Annotated in this window: 17 protein-coding genes and 2 pseudogenes; 10 read left to right on the top strand and 9 right to left on the bottom strand. The window is 70.4% G+C overall.

The annotated features are described in order from the left end of the window. The 4 genes and pseudogenes from ACFXBC_RS17590 to ACFXBC_RS17605 form a co-directional block, all read left to right on the top strand. Window positions 1–1,287 (top strand): annotated as a pseudogene (locus ACFXBC_RS17590) (polynucleotide kinase-phosphatase); the annotation flags it as partial. Between the two features lie 131 nt (window positions 1,288–1,418). Then, window positions 1,419–2,645, top strand: a complete 1,227-nt coding sequence (locus tag ACFXBC_RS17595; protein ID WP_385024502.1) for an arginine deiminase — start codon at window positions 1,419–1,421, stop codon at window positions 2,643–2,645. Between the two features lie 84 nt (window positions 2,646–2,729). Next, on the top strand, window positions 2,730–3,737 hold the full coding sequence (gene argF / locus ACFXBC_RS17600) for an ornithine carbamoyltransferase (protein WP_385024504.1): 1,008 nt from the start codon (window positions 2,730–2,732) through the stop codon (window positions 3,735–3,737). A 213-nt stretch (window positions 3,738–3,950) separates the two neighbouring features. After that, window positions 3,951–5,402: an amino acid permease gene (locus tag ACFXBC_RS17605; RefSeq protein WP_385024506.1), complete on the top strand. Its 1,452-nt coding sequence runs from the start codon at window positions 3,951–3,953 to the stop codon at window positions 5,400–5,402. Here the strand turns inward: ACFXBC_RS17605 and ACFXBC_RS17610 are convergent. Further along, window positions 5,374–5,805 carry an ATP-binding protein gene (locus tag ACFXBC_RS17610; protein ID WP_385024508.1) on the bottom strand — a complete coding sequence of 144 codons (432 nt, stop codon included), beginning with the start codon at window positions 5,803–5,805 and terminating at the stop codon, window positions 5,374–5,376. The two genes, ACFXBC_RS17605 and ACFXBC_RS17610, sit on opposite strands and share 29 nt — an antisense overlap. 284 nt (window positions 5,806–6,089) lie before the next feature. Between ACFXBC_RS17610 and ACFXBC_RS17615 the strand changes: the two genes are divergently transcribed. Beyond that, the gene (locus tag ACFXBC_RS17615) at window positions 6,090–6,917 is read left to right on the top strand and encodes an enoyl-CoA hydratase family protein (protein WP_385024510.1); all 828 of its coding nucleotides are present in this window, start codon (window positions 6,090–6,092) and stop codon (window positions 6,915–6,917) included. After that, window positions 6,902–9,223 carry a bifunctional salicylyl-CoA 5-hydroxylase/oxidoreductase gene (locus ACFXBC_RS17620; protein ID WP_385024512.1) on the top strand — a complete coding sequence of 774 codons (2,322 nt, stop codon included), beginning with the start codon at window positions 6,902–6,904 and terminating at the stop codon, window positions 9,221–9,223. Before ACFXBC_RS17615 ends, ACFXBC_RS17620 begins: the two co-directional genes overlap by 16 nt. On the opposite strand, the gene ACFXBC_RS17625 is transcribed toward ACFXBC_RS17620, so the two are convergent. Then, window positions 9,216–10,058 carry a GNAT family N-acetyltransferase gene (locus tag ACFXBC_RS17625; protein ID WP_385024514.1) on the bottom strand — a complete coding sequence of 281 codons (843 nt, stop codon included), beginning with the start codon at window positions 10,056–10,058 and terminating at the stop codon, window positions 9,216–9,218. The genes ACFXBC_RS17620 and ACFXBC_RS17625 overlap by 8 nt on opposite strands. An 85-nt stretch (window positions 10,059–10,143) precedes the next feature. Continuing rightward, window positions 10,144–11,742: an AMP-binding protein gene (locus ACFXBC_RS17630; RefSeq protein ID WP_385024516.1), complete on the bottom strand. Its 1,599-nt coding sequence runs from the start codon at window positions 11,740–11,742 to the stop codon at window positions 10,144–10,146. 88 nt (window positions 11,743–11,830) lie between these two features. On the opposite strand from ACFXBC_RS17630, the gene ACFXBC_RS17635 reads away from it, so the two are divergent. The 4 genes from ACFXBC_RS17635 (at window position 11,831) to ACFXBC_RS17650 (ending at window position 16,742) form a co-directional block, all read left to right on the top strand. Beyond that, window positions 11,831–12,940 (top strand): acyl-CoA dehydrogenase family protein, encoded by a 1,110-nt coding sequence (locus ACFXBC_RS17635; protein ID WP_385024518.1) that lies wholly within the window; start codon window positions 11,831–11,833, stop codon window positions 12,938–12,940. Between the two features lie 91 nt (window positions 12,941–13,031). Next, complete coding sequence (locus tag ACFXBC_RS17640; RefSeq protein WP_385024519.1) at window positions 13,032–13,430, top strand: RidA family protein; 399 nt, start codon at window positions 13,032–13,034, stop codon at window positions 13,428–13,430. Window position 13,431: 1 nt separating this feature from the next. Beyond that, the gene (locus ACFXBC_RS17645) at window positions 13,432–14,265 is read left to right on the top strand and encodes an alpha/beta fold hydrolase (protein ID WP_385024521.1); all 834 of its coding nucleotides are present in this window, start codon (window positions 13,432–13,434) and stop codon (window positions 14,263–14,265) included. Window positions 14,266–14,816: 551 nt separating this feature from the next. Next, a complete protein-coding gene (locus ACFXBC_RS17650) occupies window positions 14,817–16,742 on the top strand; it encodes an acyl-CoA dehydrogenase (protein WP_385024533.1) in 1,926 nt (641 codons plus the stop codon). A gap of 8 nt (window positions 16,743–16,750) precedes the next feature. Here ACFXBC_RS17650 and ACFXBC_RS17655 read toward each other — a convergent pair whose 3' ends face one another. The 6 genes and pseudogenes from ACFXBC_RS17655 to ACFXBC_RS17680 all read right to left on the bottom strand — a co-directional run. Further along, the gene (locus ACFXBC_RS17655) at window positions 16,751–18,115 is read right to left on the bottom strand and encodes a cytochrome P450 (protein ID WP_385024523.1); all 1,365 of its coding nucleotides are present in this window, start codon (window positions 18,113–18,115) and stop codon (window positions 16,751–16,753) included. Between the two features lie 12 nt (window positions 18,116–18,127). Next, window positions 18,128–18,718: an ATP/GTP-binding protein gene (locus tag ACFXBC_RS17660; protein ID WP_385024525.1), complete on the bottom strand. Its 591-nt coding sequence runs from the start codon at window positions 18,716–18,718 to the stop codon at window positions 18,128–18,130. Continuing rightward, complete coding sequence (locus ACFXBC_RS17665) at window positions 18,693–19,073, bottom strand: DUF742 domain-containing protein (RefSeq protein WP_385024527.1); 381 nt, start codon at window positions 19,071–19,073, stop codon at window positions 18,693–18,695. The genes ACFXBC_RS17660 and ACFXBC_RS17665 overlap by 26 nt, the downstream gene beginning before the upstream one ends. Continuing rightward, complete coding sequence (locus tag ACFXBC_RS17670; protein ID WP_385024529.1) at window positions 19,070–19,474, bottom strand: roadblock/LC7 domain-containing protein; 405 nt, start codon at window positions 19,472–19,474, stop codon at window positions 19,070–19,072. Before ACFXBC_RS17670 ends, ACFXBC_RS17665 begins: the two co-directional genes overlap by 4 nt. Continuing rightward, window positions 19,471–20,622, bottom strand: a complete 1,152-nt coding sequence (locus tag ACFXBC_RS17675; RefSeq protein WP_385024531.1) for an ATP-binding protein — start codon at window positions 20,620–20,622, stop codon at window positions 19,471–19,473. Before ACFXBC_RS17675 ends, ACFXBC_RS17670 begins: the two co-directional genes overlap by 4 nt. Before the next feature lie 391 nt (window positions 20,623–21,013). Continuing rightward, window positions 21,014–21,260 (bottom strand): annotated as a pseudogene (locus tag ACFXBC_RS17680) (hypothetical protein); the annotation flags it as partial.

The raw sequence follows: 21,260 nt of genomic DNA on the forward strand, positions 1-21,260 counted from the left end.
GATCTGCACCCGCTCCGGCTCACGCCGGCTGTACAGCGAGACACCCGCGCGCCCCGTGGGAGCCGCCGGGGCGGGCCCCCGGGGCCCCCCCGGCACCCCGGCCGGGTCTCGGTCCGCGAGGAGAACGCGGCGGCGGCTCTTGAGGTCATGAGCCGTTTCGCGGTCGACCCGCGGCTGCTCGCCTACCTCCCGCCGACGATGTCCCCCACCGGCACCTCCCGGCTGGACGGCTATCTGGAACACCCCGCCGAGGCCTTCGCGCAGTACAGGTCGGACGGTGTCGCGAAGGTTGTGTGCGAGGAGAAGCACATGGGCTCGCGCGCGGTCGCTCTGGTCTGCCGGGACGCCGGGACCGCGCGGGAACGCTTCGGGGTGTCCGGGCCGACCGGCTCGCTGCACACCAGGACCGGCCGTCCCTTCTTCGACGACCCGGCTGTGACCGAGGAGATCCTGGGACGGCTGCGCACCGCGGTCACCGACGCCGGACTCTGGGACGAGCTGGGCACCGGCTGGCTGCTGCTCGACGCGGAGCTGATGCCCTGGTCGCTCAAGGCGACCGGCCTGCTGCGCAAGCAGTACGCGGCGGTGGGCGCCGCCTCACGCGCCGTGCTGCCCGGCGTCATCGGAGCGCTGGAAGCGGCCGCAGCCCGGGGTGTCGAAGTCGGCGGACTGCTCGCGGGGCAGCGCGACCGGGCCGACGACGCGGTCGCCTTCACCGAGGCGTACCGGCGGTACTGCTGGACGACGGACGGCCTGGACGGCGTACGCCTGGCACCGTTCCAGCTGCTCGCCGCCGAGGGCCGCTCGCTCGCCGCCGTACCCCACGACGAGCAGCTGGCCTGGCTCGACCGGCTGGTCGAGCACGACCAGAGCGGGCTGCTGCGGACCACCCGGCGGCTGGTGGTCGACACGGGCGACCAGGAGTCCGTCAGCTCCGGCACCGACTGGTGGCTTGAGATGACCGGACGCGGCGGTGAGGGCATGGTCGTCAAGCCGCTCCAGGCGCTCGTGCGGGACGCCAGGGGCCGGCTCGTCCAGCCCGGCATCAAGGTGCGCGGCCGGGAGTATCTGCGGATCGTCTACGGACCCGAGTACACCCGCCCGGACAACCTGGCCAGGCTCCGCCAGCGCTCTCTCGGCCACAAGCGCTCCCTCGCCCTGCGCGAGTACGCCCTGGGTCTTGAGGCGCTGGACCGGCTCGCCGACGGCGAACCGCTCTGGCGGATCCACGAGGCGGTCTTCGCCGTACTGGCCCTTGAGTCGGAGCCGGTCGACCCGAGGCTCTGAACGGCGGCACCGCCACGGCGCCCCCGCCACCGCGGCACCGCCACCTCGCGCCCGCCACGGCGGCACCGCCGGACACGCCCCGCTCGTTCCCTTCAGGGGTGAGCGGGGCGGACCGGGGACAGGATGGGGGCATGGGATTCCATGTCGACTCCGAGACGGGGCCGCTGCGCCGCGTCATCCTGCACCGGCCGGGTCTGGAACTGAAGCGGCTCACCCCCAGCAACAAGGACGCGCTCCTCTTCGACGACGTGCTGTGGGTGCGCCGCGCCCGCCAGGAGCACGACGGCTTCGCCAACGTGCTGCGCGAGCGCGGTGTGGAGGTGCATCTCTTCGACGACCTGCTGCGGGAGTCGCTGGAGGTGCCCGAGGCCCGCACGCTCGTCCTGGACCGGGTCTTCGACGAGAAGGAGTACGGTCCGCTCGCCACCCACCATCTGCGGACGGTCTTCGACGAACTGTCCGTCGCCGACCTGGCCGAGGTGCTGGTCGGCGGGATGACGAAGCGGGAGTTCCTGGAGCGCTACCGGGAGCCGGTCTCGGTCCGCTTCCATGTGATGGACCTGGACGACTTCCTGCTCGACCCGCTGCCGAACCACCTGTTCACCCGGGACACATCGGCCTGGATCTACGACGGTGTCTCCATCAACGCGATGCGCTGGCCCGCCCGGCAGCGCGAGACCGTCCACTTCGAGGCGATCTACCGTCACCACCCGCTCTTCACCGGCTCCGGGGCCTTCCACCACTGGTCGCAGGGGCAGGTCGACTACCCGTCCACGATCGAGGGCGGCGACGTCCTCGTCATCGGGAACGGCGCGGTCCTGATCGGAATGAGCGAGCGGACCACCCCGCAGGCGGTGGAGATGCTGGCCCGCGGACTCTTCGCGGCCGGCTCCGCGCGCACCATCGTGGCGCTCGACATGCCCAAGCGGCGGGCCTTCATGCATCTGGACACCGTGATGACGATGGTCGACGGCGACACCTTCACCCAGTACGCGGGACTCGGGATGCTCCGCTCGTACACCATCGAACCGGGCAGCACCGAAAGGGAGTTGAAGGTCACCGACCATCCCCCGGAGCAGATGCACCAGGCGATCGCCGCGGCGCTGGGGCTGAGCGGTATCCGGGTGCTGACCGCCACCCAGGACGTGCACTCGGCGGAGCGCGAGCAGTGGGACGACGGCTGCAACGTCCTCGCCGTCGAGCCGGGGGTGGTCGTGGCGTACGAGCGGAACTTCACCACCAACACACATCTGCGCAAGGAGGGCATCGACGTCATCGAGATCCCGGGGAGTGAGCTGGGGCGGGGCAGGGGAGGGCCGCGGTGCATGAGCTGCCCGGTTCAGCGGGATGCCGTATAGTGATGCGATCAATCGCATAGACTTCCATTGACCCCCGTCCCCACTACGCGCGACCCCTCCCCGCGTGACCCAGGAGCAGTCCCCATGGCGATAGACCTCGCAGGCCGCCACTTCCTCAAGGAGCTCGACTTCACCGCGGAGGAGTTCCGCGCCCTGGTCGAGCTGGCCGCCGAGCTCAAGGCGGCCAAGAAGTCGGGCACCGAAGTGCAGCGGCTGCGCGGCCGGAACGTCGCTCTGATCTTCGAGAAGACCTCCACCAGGACGCGCTGCGCCTTCGAGGTCGCCGCGGCCGACCAGGGGGCGTCGACGACGTATCTCGACCCCTCCGGTTCGCAGATCGGGCACAAGGAGTCCTTCAAGGACACCGCGCGGGTGCTCGGCCGGATGTTCGATGCCATCGAGTACCGCGGCGACAGCCAGCCGCAGGTGGAGGAGCTGGCCGCGCACGCCGGGGTTCCCGTCTACAACGGGCTCACCGACGACTGGCACCCCACGCAGATGCTCGCCGATGTGCTCACCATGACCGAGCACAGCGACAAGCCGCTGGAGCGGATCGTCTTCGCCTACCTCGGCGACGCCCGCTTCAACATGGGCAACTCCTATCTGATCACCGGCGCGCTGCTCGGTCTCGATGTCCGGATCGCCGCCCCGCGCGCCTACTGGCCCGCCGAGAGCGTCGTCGCGCGGGCGCGGGAGCTGGCCGCGGAGAGCGGTGGCACCGTCACACTCACCGAGGACATCACCGATGCGGTGCGGGGCTGCGACTTCGTCGTCACCGACGTCTGGGTGTCGATGGGGGAGCCGAAGGAGGTCTGGGCCGAGCGCATCGCCGCGCTCTCGCCCTACGCCGTGACGATGGACGTGCTGCGCGCCACCGGCAACCCCGGGGTCAAGTTCCTGCACTGCCTGCCCGCCTTCCACGATCTGGGCACCCAGGTCGGACGGGACATCCACGCACAGTTCGGGCTGAGCGAGCTGGAGGTCACCGACGAGGTCTTCGAGTCGGAGCACTCGGTCGTCTTCGACGAGGCGGAGAACCGGATGCACACGATCAAGGCGGTCATGGTCGCCACGCTGGCAGGTCAGGGGTAGCCGAACCGGCCGGCCAGGGGTGCCCGGCCGACCGGCAAGGGATAGCAATACGCCCAATTGGGTGAATATGCGACAAGGCGGCTACGATGTCGTCCCTTGGTGGGGTTCGGGCTCGCACGCTCGAACCCCACTGCGCTGTGTGCCCCCCGTTGTGCCGTGTGTGCCCCCTGTGCGCGCCGCTCCGCGCACGTCCGGAAAGAGACCCGCCCCCCCATGCGTTCCCCCCGCCCCGCAGAACCGCGCCCGGCTCGCCGCCCCGGTCTGCGCGTCAAGCCGCCCGAACTCCTCATCGCCGAGTCCGGCGCGGACCTGGAGGGACACGGACTGCGCCGCACCATGGGCCTCTTCCAGCTGGTGTGCTTCGGCGTCGGGGCCATCGTCGGGACCGGTATCTTCGTCGGCCTCTCCGACACGGTGGCCAAGGCCGGGCCCGCGGTCATCATCTCGTTCGTGCTCGCCGCGGTCACCTGTGTCTTCACCGCGTTCTCCTTCGCCGAGCTGGGCGGCGCGATCCCGGTGTCGGGCAGCTCGTACTCCTTCGCGTACGCCACGCTCGGCGAGCGCACCGCCTTCCTGGTCGGCTGGTGTCTGCTCCTGGAGTACGGCATCTCGGTGAGCGCGGTCGCCGTCGGCTGGAGCCAGTACCTCAACGAACTGCTGAACAGCCTCGTCGGGCGGCAGCTGCCCGCGGTGCTCTCCAGCGGCCCGGGCGACGGCGGGGTGATCAACCTGCCGGCCGTCGTGGTCGTCGCGCTCGCCGCGGCCCTGTTGGTGCGCGGGGTGCGGGAGAGTGCCCGCGCGACGGCGGCGATGGCCGTACTGAAGATCGGCATCCTGCTGGTCTTCTGCGCCGTGGCCTTCACCGCGTTCCGGGACGGCCATCTGGTGCCGTTCGCCCCCGACGGCGTCGGCGGCATCACATCCGGTGCCTCGATCGCCTTCTTCTCGTACATCGGGTTCGACGCCATCACCACGGCGGGTGAGGAGGTGCGGAACCCGCGGCGCAACATCCCGCTCGCGATCATGATCTGTATCGGCGTCGTCACCGTGCTCTACTGCGCGGTCGCCGTGGCGGCCATCGGCGCGTTCGGCGCGCCCGCCGTCGCCGACCGGCCCGCGGCCCTCTCACTGATCGTCAACCAGGTCACCGGCTCGTCCGTGGGCGGCGGTGTCATCGCCTTCGGGGCGGTCGTCGCCATCGCCTCTGTGGTGCTCGCCGTGATGTACGGGCAGACCCGCATCCTGATGTCGATGTCCCGCGACGGGCTGGTCCCCGGCGTCTTCGAGAAGGTCTCCCCGAGGACCTCGACGCCGGTCTCCAACACCTGGATCGTGGCGACCGTCGTGGCGGTCCCCGCCGCGTTCGCCTCGCTCGACGTCGTGGTGAACCTGACCACTATCGGGGCGCTGGCCACGATGGTGGCGGTGAACGTCGCCGTCGTCGCGCTGCGCCGCAGCCACCCGGAGCTGCCGCGCTCCTTCCGGGTGCCGCTCTTCCCCGTCAGCCCTGTCCTGGGGGTCGGGTTCTGTGTGTACCTGATGTACGGGACCGGGTGGCGGACCTGGCTCCAGTTCGCGGGCTTCCTGCTGGTGGGCGCGGCCGTCTACGCGGGCTACGGGCGCCGCCGTTCGCGGCTCAGTACGCAGGCCCCGCAGGCAGGGTGAACCAGACGGCCTTGCCGTGCTCGGTCGGGCGGTGGCCGTAGGACGAGCTGAGCGTCCGGATGAGCAGCAGACCGCGACCGTGCTCCTGCCAGGGGTCGGGCGGGCCTGCCGGGGCCGGGTGGACCAGATCGCCGGGCGGGGCCGGGTCCCGGTCGTGCACCTCGACCTGGCAGCCGGTATGCAGCACCTCGACGACCAGCTCGATGGGTTCGTCGCCGAGCGTGTGCTCCACGGCGTTGGCGACCAGCTCGGAGGTGAGCAGCTCGGCCGTGTCGCTGTCCGCGGCCTCCTCGCCCTCCAGGTCGGCGAGCACCGTACGGATCAGGGCGCGCGCTATCGGCACCGCGGCCGCGGTGTGCGGCAGGGCGATGCGCCATGAGGCGGGGCGCGAGGTGTCCGGCACGGCTGGAGTTCCGTTCGGTGTGGAGGGGGTTGTCCTGATTTCAACGATACGGAGCCGGGGACGTTGCGAGTAGAGGCTGCGGCCCGCAGGAAAAGGGACCTGCGCCACATTCTGACGGGACTTCCGGCCGGAGGCCCTTCCTGACGGAGGCTCCGGCGCCTCTCTATCGCGTACCCGTGACGGTAGTCACGCCGGAGTGATAATTTGAGGGGGCACGCCGCTCTGTCACCAGGTCCCGGCCGGCCTCCTCCGGACGAGCCCCCGACCGAAGGAGGCCGCACCCCATGAGCCCCTTTTCCGGCTCAGCAGACCCCGTCGAGCACTGGAAGCACCTCCGGGTGAGCCGGCAGGACGGGGTCGCGACCGTCACGTTCGCCCGCCCGGAGAAGCTCAACGCCCTCACCTTCGGCGCCTACGCGGACCTGCGCGACCTGCTCGCCGAGCTGTCCCGTGAGCGGTCGGTACGGGCCCTGGTCCTCGCCGGTGAGGGCCGCGGATTCTGCTCGGGCGGCGATGTCGAGGAGATCATCGGCGCCACCCTGGCCCTGGACACCGCCCAGCTCCTCGACTTCAACCGGATGACCGGACAGGTCGTCCGGGCCCTGCGCGAATGCCCCTTCCCGGTGATCGCCGCCGTGCACGGGGTCGCGGCGGGCGCCGGCGCCGTCCTCGCCCTGGCCGCCGACTTCCGGGTGGCCGACCCGACCGCGCGGTTCGCCTTCCTCTTCACCCGGGTCGGGCTCTCCGGCGGCGATATGGGCGCCGCCTATCTGCTGCCCCGCGTCGTCGGACTCGGGCACGCGACGCGGCTGCTGATGCTGGGGGAGCCGGTCCTGGCGCCCGAGGCGGAGCGGATCGGCCTGGTCAGCGAGGTGGCGGAGGAGGGCGGCGCGGACCGGCGGGCCGCCGCGCTGGCCCGCCGCCTCGCCGAAGGGCCGGCCCTCGCGTACGCGCAGACCAAGGCGCTGCTCACCGCCGAACTCGACATGCCGCTCGCGGCGGCCGTCGAACTGGACGCCACCACACAGGCGTTGCTGATGAACGGCGAGGACTACGCCGAGTTCCACGCCGCCTTCACCGAGAAGCGGCCCCCCAAGTGGCAGGGCAGGTAGCCGTGGCGGCCGGTGCGGGAGAGCGCCCGCGCCCCGCCCTGCGGATCGCGGTCGTCGGCGGCGGGCCGGGCGGCCTCTACGCCGCCGCCCTCCTCAAACGGCTCGACCCCGCCAGATCCGTCACCGTCTGGGAGCGCAACGCCCCCGACGACACCTTCGGCTTCGGCGTCGTCCTCTCCGACGAGACGCTCGGCGGCATCGAGCAGGCGGACCCGGCCGTCCACCGCGCCCTCCAGGACGAGTTCGTACGCTGGGACGACATCGACATCGTCCACCGCGGCACGACCCTGACCTCGGGCGGACACGGCTTCGCCGCGCTCGGCAGGCGCCGGCTCCTGGAGATCCTGCACGGGCGCTGCCGCGAACTGGGCGTACGGATCCGCTTCCGCACCGAGGCGCCGCCCCCCGGCGAACTGGCCGCGACCCATGACCTGGTGGTCGCCGCCGACGGGGTGCACAGCGCCACCCGCCGGGCCTACGCCGAAACCTTCGGGCCCCGCGTCACCACCCACCGCTGCCGCTACATCTGGCTCTCCGCGCCCTTCGCCTTCGACGCCTTCCGCTTCGAGACAGCCGAGACCGAGCACGGTGTGATGCAGCTGCACGGCTACCCGTACGGGCCCACGGCCTCCACCGTCATCGTCGAGATGCGCGAGGAGGTCTGGCACGCCGCGGGCCTCGACCGCTGCGACGAGAAGGAGTCCACCGAGCGGTGCGCCCGGATCTTCGCCGACGCGCTCGGCGGGCGCCCGCTCACCGGCAACAACTCCACCTGGACCGCGTTCCGTACCGTGGTCAACGCACGCTGGTCGCACGGGAACACGGTGCTGATCGGGGACGCGGCCCACACCGCGCACTTCTCCATCGGCTCCGGCACCAAGCTCGCCGTCGAGGACGCCCTCGCCCTGGCGGCGAACATCGGGGAACAGCCCGACCTGGCGTCGGCTCTCGAAGCGTACGAGAGCGAACGCCGCCCGGTCGTCGCCTCCACCCAGCGGGCTGCCGCGGCCAGCCTGGAGTGGTTCGAGCAGCTGGAGATGTATCTCGGCCAGCCGCCACGGCAGTTCGCCTTCAATCTGCTGACCCGCAGCCGCCGGGTCACACACGGCAATCTGCGGCTGCGCGACCGCACCTTCACGGACACGGTGGAGCGCGACTTCGGCTGCCGCGGCGGCACCCCGCCGATGTTCACCCCGCTGCGGCTGCGCGGCCTCGAACTGCGCAACCGCGTCGTCGTCTCGCCCATGGACATGTACGCGGCACACGACGGTGTCCCCGGCGACTTCCACCTCGTCCACCTGGGCGCCCGCGCACTCGGCGGCGCGGGCCTGGTGATGACCGAGATGGTGTGCGTGAGCCCCGAGGGCCGCATCACGCCCGGCTGCGCCGGCCTCTACACCGACGGACAGACCACCGCCTGGCAGCGCGTCACCTCCTTCGTGCACGCGCAGTCGCCCGGCACCGCCATCGGCGTCCAGCTGGGGCACTCGGGCCGCAAGGGCTCCACCCGCCTGATGTGGGACGGCATGGACGAGCCGCTCCCGGACGGCAACTGGCCGCTGTCGGCCGCGTCCCCGCTGCCGTACCGGCCGGGCGTCAGCCAGACCCCGGCGGAGCTGGACACGGCCGGGCTCACCGCGGTGCGCGGACAGTTCACCGAAGCGGCCCGCCGCGCTGCCGAGGCCGGCTTCGACCTGCTCGAACTGCACTGCGCCCACGGCTATCTGCTCTCCGGCTTCCTCTCCCCGCTCACCAATCTGCGCACCGACGGGTACGGCGGTCCGCTCCGGAGCCGTCTCCGCTTTCCCCTGGAGGTCTTCGACGCGGTGCGGGCGGCCTGGCCCGACGACCGGCCGATGACGGTCCGTATCTCGGCGGCGGACTGGGCGCCCGGCGGCACGACACCGGACGAGGCGGTGGCGATCGCCCGCGCCTTCGCGGCCCACGGGGCCGACGCGATCGACGTCTCGACGGGGCAGGTCGTCCCCGGCGAGAAGCCCGCGTACGGCCGCTCCTACCAGACCCCGTTCGCCGACCGTATCCGCAACGAACTGGGCGTCCCGGTGGTCGCGGTGGGCGCGATCTCGTCCTGGGACGACGTCAACTCCCTGCTCCTCGCCGGGCGTACGGACCTCTGCGCTCTGGCCCGCCCGCATCTGTACGACCCGCACTGGACCCTGCACGCGGCATCGGACCAGGGCTACGAGGGCCCGGCGGCCCCCTGGCCCCTGCCCTACCGGGCGGGCAGCCGGGCCCCCAGAACGGGCCGGACGGACGCCCCGAAGCCGCGGCTCACCCTCATGTGACGGCTGGTCGGCCCGCCCCGGTGACGACGACCCGCTCGGCCAGCGGCCGGTATCCGATGCGTTGGTACACGCCGTTGCTGGTCGGGTTCGCGAGATCGGTGAACAGCAGCACCTCGGCCATGCCCGCGTCCAGCGCCGCCCGGCTGACGTGCGCGGTGACCGCTGCCGCGTAGCCACGACCGCGCAGGCCGGGCGGGGTGTACACCGGGGCGACGCGCACGGTGCCCGCGGTGGGACGGGTCACCCCGGCCATGGACACCGGGACGCCCCGGTGCTCCCAGAGCGACAGACCCCCGTACGAGAGCCGGTCGTCGACGGCGCTCTCCACCCGGTCCGCCGACTGCCCGGTGTCGCGCCCGAAGGCACGGCGCCACTCGATCAGCAGCGCGCGGTCGGCGAAGGTGGCGGTACGGGCCCGGCCGGCCGGGCAGGGCGACGGCGGGGTCAACTCGGCGAGCCGGTACAGACGTTGCTCCTGCGCGACCGTACGGCCGCGCCACGAGGCGGTGAGCGCGTCGGCCACGCCCCGTTCGGCGTTGACGGCGGTGACGCCCCGCTCGCCGAGGGCCTGTGCCAGGGGCGGCACCGCTTCGGGCGGGACCACACCGACCTGCAGAGGGCGCGGTGGTGTCCATACGACGGAGCCGTCCACCGTGCCGTCCGCCGAGCGCCACCAGCCGAAGAGCGGTGTGCCGTCCCCGTAGAAGCGCGGCCCATGGCGCCTCAGGGCGGCGGTGATGGTCAGGACGAGCGTGTTCTCGGCAGGGTGCGCGGCGGCGGCGGGCTCCGCCGTGGCGAGGAAGACGTCCAGGTCACGGGTGAAGGTCCATGTCATGCAGGACATGGTGCGCGGTGCCGGGGTGCGGGGCACGCGATTTCCGGGCGATGCACTGATAGCACCCCCCGCCCCCGCCCCCCGCTCACCCCAGCCGGAACCGCTGGAGTTTCCCCGTGCCGGTGCGTGGCAGGGCGTCCGTGAAGACCACATCGCGGGGGCACTTGTGCGGTGCCAGCTCGGACTTTACGAACTCCCGCAGCGGCTCGGCCTCCCGCGCCGCCCCTTCGCGCAGCACCACATGTGCCACCACCACCTGCCCCCGCTCCGTGTCCGGGCGGCCCACCACGGCGGCCTCCAGGACGTCCGGGTGGCGCAGGAGCGCGTCCTCGACCTCGGGGCCCGCGATGTTGTAACCGGCGGAAATGATCATGTCGTCGGCGCGGGCCACATACGTGAAGTAGCCGTCCCGGTCGCGCAGATACGTGTCCCCGGTGAGGTTCCAGCCGTCCCGCACATACTCCGACTGGCGTGCGTCGGCCAGGTAGCGGCAGCCCACCGGGCCGCGCACCGCGAGCAGCCCCGGCTCGCCGTCGGGCACCGGGCGCCCGGAGCGGTCGACCACCCGCGCCTGCCAGCCGGGCACCGGAACACCTGTCGTGCCGGGGCGCACCGCGCCGTCGGCGGCCGAGATGAAGATGTGCAGCAGTTCCGTGGCACCGATGCCGTTGATGATGCGCAGCCCGGTCCGCTCGTGCCAGGCGTGCCAGGTGGCCGCGGGCAGGTTCTCCCCGGCCGACACACAGCGCCGCAGCGCCGACACGTCGTACGAGTCCAGGCCCTCCAGCATGGTGCGGTAGGCGGTCGGCGCCGTGAACAGCACCGAGACCCGGTGCCTGGCGAGCGCGGGCAGCAGCTCGCGCGGCCCGGACCGTTCGAGCAGCAGCGCCGAGGCCCCCGCCCGCAGCGGGAAGACCACCAGGCCGCCGAGACCGAAGGTGAAACCGAGCGGCGGGCTGCCCGCGAAGACGTCGTCGGGCCGCGGCTTCAGTACGTACCGCGCGAAGGTGTCCGCGACGGCCAGCACATCGCGGTGGAAGTGCATACAGCCCTTCGGGCGCCCGGTGGTGCCGGAGGTGAAGGCGATCAGCGCGACGTCGTCGGCTGAGGTCGCGACGGCCTCGTACTCATCGGGCCGGGCCGCGGCCAGCCGCAGCAGGTCCCGAGGACCCTCGCCGCCGTACGGGGTGATCCGCAGCCCGGGGACCTCCGCCTTCACCAGGTCGTCGACCGAGCGGGCGTCGCACAGCGCGTGGCTGATCCGGGCGAGCGCGCACACCTCGGCCAGCTCGTGCGGGCGCTGGGTGGCCAGTACGGTCACCGCCACCGCGCCCGCCTTCACCACCGCGAGCCAGCAGGCGGCCAGATGCGGTGTGGTGGGGCCGCGCAGCAGCACCCGGTTCCCCGGCACGACCCCGAGGTCCGAGGTGAGGACATGGGCGATACGGGCGACCTCGGCCCGGAGTTCGCCGTACGTCCACAGCTCACCGGCGCCGGTACGGAAGGCGGGGCGGTCGGCACCGAAGCGCTCGGCGGTCCGGTCGAGCAGCTCCGCCCCGCAGTTCAGCCGGTCCGGACAGGCCGGCCCGGGAAGGTCATCGAGGAGCAGCCGGGGCCACTGGTCGGCGGGCGGCAGCTGCTCGCGGGGAAAAGTGTCGACGTGCGCTGAGGTTTTCAGCTCCATCACAGGATCGCCCCCTTAGGCGGCATCGCATATGGAGCGTATCGTTTGCGTGACGACAGTCAACGGTTCACGATAGAGGGGATCGGGGATGACCGCATTCGCACTGGACCCGGACCAGCGGAAGTGGTGCGCCGAGCTGCGCACCCTGGCCGCCGAGGAGCTCGGGCCGATCGCCGCGGCGGGGGAGCCCGGCCGCGTCAACCGCCCCCTGGTCGCCGCTCTCGGTGAACTGGGCCTGCTGGAGCGGCTGTTCAGTGCGGGCGCCCTCGATCTCTGTCTGCTGCGCGAGTCCCTGGCGTACGGCTGCACCGAGGCGGAGACCGCTCTCGCCCTCCAGGGGCTCGGCAGCTACCCCCTCGTCCAGGCCGGCACCGCGGAGCAGCGCGCGCGGCTGCTGCCCGAGGTGATCGCGGGCCGTGCGGTCGCCGCCTTCGCGCTGAGCGAGCCCGGTGCGGGGTCGGACGCGGCGGCCCTGGAGCTGAAGGCCGTACCGGACGGCGGCGGCTGGCGGCTCACCGGCGGGAAACGCTGGATCTCCAACGCCCCCGACGCCGACTTCTACACGGTCTTCGCCCGTACGACGCAGGGCGCGGGGGCGCGCGGCATCACCGCGTTCCTGGTGCCGTCCGGCCGGCCGGGGCTGACCGGGTCCCGGCTCGACATGCTCTCGCCGCACCCCATCGGCACGCTGGAGTTCGACGCGGTGCCGGTCGGTCCGCAGGACGTCCTGGGCGAGCAGGGCCGGGGCTTCCGGGTCGCGATGAACACCCTCAACCTCTTCCGCCCCAGTGTCGGCGCCTTCGCGGTCGGCATGGCCCAGGCTGCCCTGGACGCGACGGTCGCGCACACCTCGGCGCGCACCGCGTTCGGCGGCCCGCTCAAGGACCTCCAGAGCGTGGCCCACCAGGTCGCCGAGATGGCCACCCGCACCGAGGCCGCACGCCTGCTGGTGCACGCTGCCGCTGCCGCCTGCGACGCGGGTGACCCGGGCATCGCCAAACGCTCCGCCATGGCCAAACTCTTCGCCACCGAGACCGCCCAGTACGTGGTGGACGCCGCCGTCCAGCTGCACGGCGCCCGCGCCCTCCAGCGCGGCCACCTCCTCGAACACCTCTACCGCGAGGTCCGCGCCCCGCGGATCTACGAGGGCGCCACCGAGGTCCAGCGGACCATCATCGCCAAGGAGTTGTACGGATGAGGCGGACGGGCCCGGACGAGCCCCGGCCGCACCGATGCCAGGGGGCTGCACGGATGAGCCCAGGCCGGACCGACGCCAAGGAGCCGCACGCATGACCCTCGACCGAATCGACCCGCCGGAGCTCTCGCCCCCCACCGGCTTCTCCCACGCCGTCGTCGCCACCGGGACCCGGCTGGTCTTCCTGGCGGGGCAGACCGCCCTGGACGGAGCGGGCGCGGTCACCGGGGCCACCCTTCCGGCCCAGTTCGAGGTGGCGCTCTCGAATCTGCTCGCCGCGCTGAGCGCCGCGGGCGGCGGCCCCGCCGACCTCGCCCGGGTCACGGTCTACGCCACCGACGTCGCCGACTACCGCGCCCACGCCGCCGAACTGGGGCGCATCTGGCGGAGACTGGCCGGACGCGACTACCCGGCCATGGCGGTGATCGGCGCCACGCGGCTCTGGGACGCGCAGGCGATGGTCGAAATCGACGGAGTCGCCGTACTGTCCTGACATGCCCGAGATCACACTCACCGCAGGCACCGTCGAGTACGTGGACACCGGCGGCCCAGGCCCCGTCGTCGTGCTCCTCCACGGACTCGTCCACGACGCCACCGTCTGGCGCAAGGTCGTCGAAGGACTGCGCCACGGCCACCGTGTGCTCGCGCCGACCCTGCCGTACGGCGCGCACCGCATCCCCATGCGCCGTGACGTACCGCTGACCCCGGACTCCGTCGTGGAGCTCATCGCCGAGTTCCTCGAACGGCTTGAGCTGAGTGACGTCACCCTGGTCGAGAACGACTGCGGCCGCGCCCAGTCCGTCGCCGCCCGCCATCCGGAGCGGCTCGCCCGGCTGGTCCTGACGTCCTGTGAGGCCTTCGACAACTATCCGCCGGGTGTCCCGGGCAAACTGATCGCACTGGCCTGCCGGGTGCCGGGCGGCATCCCCCTGCTGGTCCGTACGCTCGCGGTCAAGCCGCTGCGGCGTCTGCCGGTCGGCTTCGGGGCGCTCACCAAGCGGCCTGTCCCCGAGGAGATCGTCGACGGCTGGCTGCACCCGCTCCTCACCGACCCGGCGATCCGCGAGGACTTCCGCCGCTACGGTCTGGGCGTACGCAGAACGGAACTCCTGGAGGCCGCGGAGGGCCTGCGGAGGTTCGACAAGCCCGCCCTGGTCGTCTGGGCGCTCGATGACCGCATGATGCCCCGGGCCCATGGCCGGCGGCTCGCCGGGCTGCTGCCGCAGGGGCGGCTCCTGGAGATCGAGGACAGCGGCACTCTGATCGCCGAGGACCAGCCGGAGCAACTCGTATCAGCGCTACGGGATTTCATCGCCACCACAGGCTGACGGGGCCGCCACGGGCTGACGGGGGCCGCGCTGGCCCGCGGCCCGGTCCACCGTCCTTCTCCCCGCTGGGCCGGCGGTGTCGCGCGGCTTCCGGTATTGGACGGATCCACCATATCGCCGGAAAGTGGCCGGGCTATTTCCTTTACGGGAAATCCTCATTCAGAGAGGCTGAAGAATGCGACGGTGAGAGCCGCCGCCCGGCCGGGTTCGGCGCTTTGCGTGTCGTATGAGACGATGAATGGCGTCGCCACCGATGTGAATACTCCGCGTAGGGAGAAGGATACCCCGCGAGATCCGATGGATAAACATCCCCTGCCAGTCCGGTGTTATCGGCGAAAAAGTCCATTTCGCCCGGTCTGCCAACTTACGCCCTGGAGTCGTGCGGGCGCCCAGGGTAATTGAGATGACCCCTCTTCTCAAGTCCTTTCCGTAGTGATCTTCCACTCAAAAAAAGATCACACTGGCTCTGGATAAGGAGTGTTGGCCGGTATTCACTTGTTTCAACTTTCCATTCACTGGTGTAAAGCGTCCTTGCGGAGTACTTCGTGACCATGCAGCCATTCCGTGACAAGGCTCCCCTTGCTGCCGCGTCGGAACGGGGCCGTCTGGTGAAGGAGGGGGGAGTGGCGCATGCCTCTGCCCCGAGCCGAGAGTTGACCCGTCTCCTCTTCGACGGCGAGGACCGGGCCCGGGTGCACGGACCCTGGCGGGATCTCATCGCCACGGAGGGCTTCCGGCACCGTCCCGGGCTCTCCCCCGCGGAGCGTGTCCAGCTCTCGTACTCCCGGCTGCGTCTGGTCAACGACGCCGCCGGCGACGCCGCGGACCTGGCTTTCGACGTACGGCGGCTGTGCGCGCTGCACGAGTGGACCGGAGTGGTGGACGGTGGCCTCTGCACTCTCGCGAGCATCCACTACAACCTGTTCCTGGGGAGCCTGCTGGACCAGAGTGCCGGCAGCGCCGGACGTGACGTCTCCGCGTTCACGTCGATGCGCCGCATAGGGACGTTCCTCTGCACGGAGCTGGACCACGGCAACGACGCTCCGGCGCTGGGGACGACCGCCGAACTCGACCGGGAGACCGGCGGGTTCGTCCTGCACACTCCCACCCCCGGTGCCCAGAAGTTCATGCCGAACACCAGCCTGGCCGGCGGTCCGAAGAGCGCGGTGGTCGCCGCGCGGTTGCTGGTGGACGGGGCGGACCAGGGGTGCTTCCTCTTCCTGGCACCGCTGAGTGACGAGGGCGGTCGGGTGCCCGGGGTCCATGTCCGGGAGCTTCCGGACCGTACCGGTACCCCTGTGGACCACTGCCTCACCTCGTTCGACCAAGTGCGTTTACCCCGCGAGGCGTTGCTGGAGGCCGAGCACGGCCGTCTGGGCCGGGACGGGACACTGCACAGCAGCCTGGGTAGTGCGCGGAAGCGGTTCCTGTATTCGATCGGACGGGTCACCAGCGGCAAGCTGTGCATGAGCGCGGGCACCCTCGGGATGTCGCGCGCGGCGCTGACCATCGCTGTACGGCACGCGCATACCCGGCACATCAGCGGGCCGCGGCTCGGGGAGCGGGTGCCGCTGGTGGCTCATCGCAGCCATCACGGCAGGCTGCTCGAGGCGACAGCCACGGCGTACGCCATGACGTTCTTTCACCGGGAGGTCGTCTCCCGGTGGATCGGGCACACGGACGAGAACCGGGCCGAGACCGAGCGCCTGGTGGCTGTCGCGAAGGGCTGGATCAGCTGGCAGGCCAGGGCCATCGCGATCGAGGCCCGGGAACGGTGTGGGGCGCAGGGGCTCTTCCCGGTCAACGGGATCTCGGACCTGCCGTTGAACATAGAGGGCGGCATCACCGCGGAAGGCGACAATCTTGTCATCTGGGTGAAGGCGGGAGCCGAGATGATCTTCGGTCATGAGGTGGGCCGGGGCCACCTGCCCGATGTGCCGGTCGAGGAGAGGTCGTTGAACGATCTCTCCTTTCTCCGTGCCCTCCTCGTGGAGGCCGAGTCCGTCGAACAGAGCCGGGCGAGGACGGCTCTGCGCCAGGGCCCCTCGGGTGATCCGCTCGGACGCTGGAACGCGGCGTCCACGCCCGCTCTGGAGATGGTCTCGGTGCACGCCTGCCGCAGGGCTGCCGACGCGTTCATCGATGCCGCGGGCCGAGCGGCGGATCCGGTGGCACGAAACCTGCTGGAGGACCTGTGCAGGCTGTTCCTGCTCCGTCAGCTGAGCGGCCGTACCGGAGATCTGCTGGCTGACGGTCATCTGACCGCCGACCATGTCCGCGCGTTCCCCGGTGTCACCACCGATGTCATCGCCGCTCTGGCGCCTCATATGCTGACGTTGGTGGACGCCTTCGACCTGCCGGATGAATTCCTCGCCGCCGTGCCGATCGCCAGTGGCGGACGGATCGGAGACGAGGAAGACACCTGGTCCACGTGGCATCTGCGCACGTCAAGCCTGCTGGCGCCCGCCGGGCGGTAGCGGCTCGGTCACCCCTTCCACCAGCTCAGGAAGCCGCTCCAGAACTTGCCCTTCTGCGCGGGGGCAGGCGCTGCCTCCGCCCGGCGGCCTTCCGGGGCGAGCCCCGCGGCATGCCTGGCGCCGGGTCCCGGCAGTGTGCTCCGGACCGGGGTGAAACGGGCCGGCAGTGCGCTGAGGGCCCGGTGGAAAGGACCAGGCCGGTAGGCCAGAGCGTCCGGATGCACCGACAGCTCGATGTCCGGCAGTTCATTGAGCAGTTTCTCGATGGCCTGGACGGCGATGATCATCGCCGGGTCCTTGGCCGGGCAGGCGTGCGGGCCCGCACCCCAGGCCAGATGGGCGCGCCTGCTCACCGTCCCCCGGCCCACGGAGAGGCTCGGGTCGGAGTTGGCGGCGGCGAAGGAGATGAGTACCGGGTCTCCGGCGTTCAGCCTGGTGCCCGACAGCTCGACGTCGTACAGCGGGAAGTGGGTGGCGTAGTTGGCTATCGGGCAGCTGTTCCACAGAACGTCGTTGATGGCGTCCTCGACGAGGACGACGCCGCCCTGCGGACCGTCGCCCTGGCTTCCCTGCGAGAGCAGGACCGGCAGGGCGTTGCCGATCAGATTCGCCATCGGCTCGAATCCGCCGCCGATCAGCTGGATGAGCTGGGGGATCATCTCCTCGTCGCTCAGCCCCGACGGGTGCTGCAGCAGATGGGTGATGACGTCGTCGCCGGGCTGGGCGCGCTTCAGCGCGACCAGTTCCATCAGTGCCTCGATCAGGACATCGTTCGCCCGCTGTGCGTCGGTCCCGTCGAAGATCCCGGAAATGCCGAAGGCGACACGGTCACCCAGATCCCCCGGGCAGCCGAAGAGGTCGTTGAAGACCAGCAGCGGCACAAGGCGCGCGTAGTCGCCGATCAGGTCGACTGTGCCGCGCCCGCTGAACTGGCTGATCAGATAGGCGGCGGTGCGCTCGACCATCCGGGTCAACTGGTGGGTGTCGAGCTTCGCCAGACTGTCCGTGACTGCCTGACGGAGCCTCAGGTGCTGTGCACCGTCCTCGAACAGCGGGCCGGGCCGGTACGCCATCATCGGCAGCACAGGGCTGTCCAGCGGCACTTGGCCTTCGTTGAGCGCACGCCAGCGCCGTGAGTCGCGGACAAATGTGTCGGGGCTCTGGAGCACCTGGAGCGCCGCGGCGTAGTCGGTGATGAGCGAGGCGTCCACACCGGGGGCCAGCTCGACGGGTCCGACGGGGCCGAACTTCCGGAGGTAGTCGTAGTGGGCCTTCGGGTCCTTGGCGAATTCCTGGGTGTACAGGGCGGTGCGCCGGCCGGTGTCGTGCGCCGGGCATCCCGGTGGCGGAGAGGGTTCCGAGGGGGACTGCATGGACTGGAACTCCTAGGGGAGGCGGGATTGGAGGTAACGGACGAGGACGATCAGGGCATTCGCGGACGAGCGCTGATCGCGCGCGTCACAGCTCACCAGAGGGGTCTCGGGGAGCAGATCGAGAGCCTCTCTGATCTCCGTGTCCTCGTGCTGCGTCCCGATGTCGAACCGGTTGACGGCGATGGCGTACGGAATTCCGTACTGCTCCACCAGGTCCATCACGGGGAACGACTCCTGGAGACGCTCGGGATCGACCAGGACGAGCGCCCCGAGTGCTCCGCGCGACATGTCTTCCCACACCTGGACGAAGCGCTGCTGACCGGGTGTTCCGAAGAGGTAGAGCACCAGTTTCTCACTGAGCGTGAGCCGGCCGAAGTCCATCGCGACGGTGGTGGTGGTCTTGCCACGCGTTCCTTTGAGGTCGTCGATTTCCTCGCCGGCCCGCGTCATCACTTCTTCGGTGCGCAGCGGAGGGATCTCCGACATGGTGCCGATGAATGTGGTCTTGCCGACGGCGAAGTGTCCGACCACCAGGATCTTCGCCGCGGTCTGCACGGTTTCGTTCACATAGACGCCGCTATCCGAAACGGGCTTGAAGGCCATGCAGCACCTCCTCGAGTATGCGTCGTTCGACGCGCTCGGCCCGCGGAATGGGTTTGCGCGTGTAGAGGTATCCCGCATCGGTGAGATCGGCGAGCAGGACGCGGACAATGCCGACGGGCAGCTGGGTGTGTCCCGCGATCTCGGCGACCGCGAGGTATCCTCCCGAGCAGAGCTCGACCAACCGGCGTTTCTCCGGGTCGAGATGGCCGATCGCGGGGCAGTTCTCGGCCACCGTGACCAGCGTGATCAGCGAGAACTCGTGGTCGTCCACCAGGCTGCGGCCGTTGGTGATGACGTACGGACGCACTAATTGCGGGGCCTCCGGCTCCTGCTCCGGGTCCTCTGGCGTCGTCATGCGTCGGCAATCTCGCGCGGGGGACTGGTCAGAGCCTTGCCGAGCTGGCCCACCAGCTGCTGCATACGGAAGGTGATCTCCGCCATGTCGACTTCGGGCGTCGCCGACACGGCGAGGTAGGCGCCCTCTCCCGCGGAGATGAGGAACACCCAGCCGTGATCGAACTCGACCAGCGTCTGGCGCCACTGGGGCCGGTCGCCCGCCGGGCCGCCGCAGAAGTCGGCCACGGTGCGGCTCAGGGACTGCATCCCGCTCATCGCGGCGGCGACGGTGTCGCCGTGGTCCTTGCCGACCTCCTTCGAGCGGGCCATGAGCAGGCCGTCCGCCGAGACGAGGATCGCGTGCCGCGCTTCGGGGACTTCCAGGGCGCTGTCAAGCATCCATGACAGGTCGTAGTTCACTGATTCTCAGGCCCTTCGCTGCTTGCACTGGTGGAACGGCGGCCGGACTGGGTGCCCCGCTGGAACGCACCCATGACGGAGGCGATCTGCTCGGTGGACCGCGCGGGGGCGGCTTCGGCATCGGCTTCCGGCACGATGGAGATCGGCCCCCTTCTGCTGCGTTTGGGCAGACCGCCGAAGGTGGTCGCAGGGGCCGGTGCTGCCGCCGAATTCTCTTCGGGCGGCATCGGGGAGGACGCGGCCACGGTGGGAATCTCCTTCGCCTCGGGCTGGGGGGCGGGCTCCGGCATGGACGTGAGGAGGTCGTCGGGCAGGAGCACGACCGCGCGGACGCCGCCGTAGGGCGAGGTGGAGTCCACGGAGACGCTGAACCCGTAGCGTGCGGCGAGCACGCCGATCACGGTGAATCCGAACTGCGGTGGGTTGCCGAGCCCCGCGACACCGGGGGAGCGCTCGCTGGAAAGGAGCTTGGCCGCGCGGCTCTTCTCCTCCTCGTTCATACCGACACCGGCGTCGTCGACGATGATGCAGACGCCCTTGGGAACCGGCCGGATATTGATCTCGATCATGGTTTCCGGCGCCGAGTAACTGGTGGCGTTGTCGAGCAGTTCCGCGAGTGTCAGTGCGACCGCTTCGACGGCGCGGCTCACGATGGCGAAATGGCTCTGGGTCCGGATCTCCACACGGGTGAAGTGGCGGATACGGCCTTTCGCGCTGCGGACCACGTCGTAGAGCGAGGCATCGGTGCGCTGACGACCGAGCCAGCCGTCGCAGAGCACGGCAATGGACTGGGCGCGACGGGCGAACTGGGAATTCATGTGGTCGATGTCCAGGAGGTCCTGGAGAATCTGGAGCTCGCCGTACTTGCCCTGGAGTTTGGAAATGGCGAGCTGCTGCTCACTCGCCAGACCCTGGAGTGTCCGCATGGCGGATTTCAGAGCGGTTTTGGTGCCTTCTTCGGCCCGCTCCTTCGCCTCTTCGACGGATTCCGCGTAGTGTTCTTCCAGGGTGGTGTAATGGCTTTTGAGTTCCTGCTTTTCGGCGCGAAGCCTGGAGTTCGACTTTCTTCCGCGGACGATCGCGGTAGCGGCGACAGGAGTACCAGCTATCAAAGCCCAGAGCGCTGGATCCTGGAGGTACTGAGTCATAAGGCTCTCTTCGGGTGGCGGGGCCGCCGGGTTCTGAATGTCTCGGGGGCGCGGTCGAGTGCACTCGTGGCCGCAGACATACGGGATCTGTCGCGCGCGTTCTCCTGCCCGACTGCCTTAAAAGGCCCGGCTGATGGCAAAGTTCCCCCCGGGGTGGCGGAATTCTGGCCCGATGCGCTGCGCGGTTAAGCGCCATAGCGGGTTTGGTACCGCCTGGCAAGCGTGATGATCTTAGCACCACGGGATGGGGTGCTGTTCCTGGGGATTCGTTATCTTTCTGGCATCTGACGGAAATTCAGCAAGGTGCCCATATGGGGTCTTGTGGGGGGTTGGCTCTTTGCCGGACGTGCCCGATTGATCATGATTATTAATTCTTCGGGAAGAATGTCCGTCAGTGCTCAGGGAGTCGCTCGATGGCCACCATGGCCGCGTCGTCACCCAGAGTGCCGTCCGCGTGGCGCAGCAGATCGGCGCACAGCTCCCGCAGCAGCGTGTCAGGGTCTCCGGCCGGAAACGACGCGATCCGATCGGTCAGCGGATAGAAGCGGCCGGCGGCGGCACCCGACCCCAATACGGGCGCCGTGAATAACAACAGAAATTCGACGACGCCGCCAGCGACACGCGAGGGGGCGACTACC

The organism is Streptomyces sp. NPDC059398 (assembly GCF_042751845.1).
Classification (GTDB): domain Bacteria; phylum Actinomycetota; class Actinomycetes; order Streptomycetales; family Streptomycetaceae; genus Streptomyces.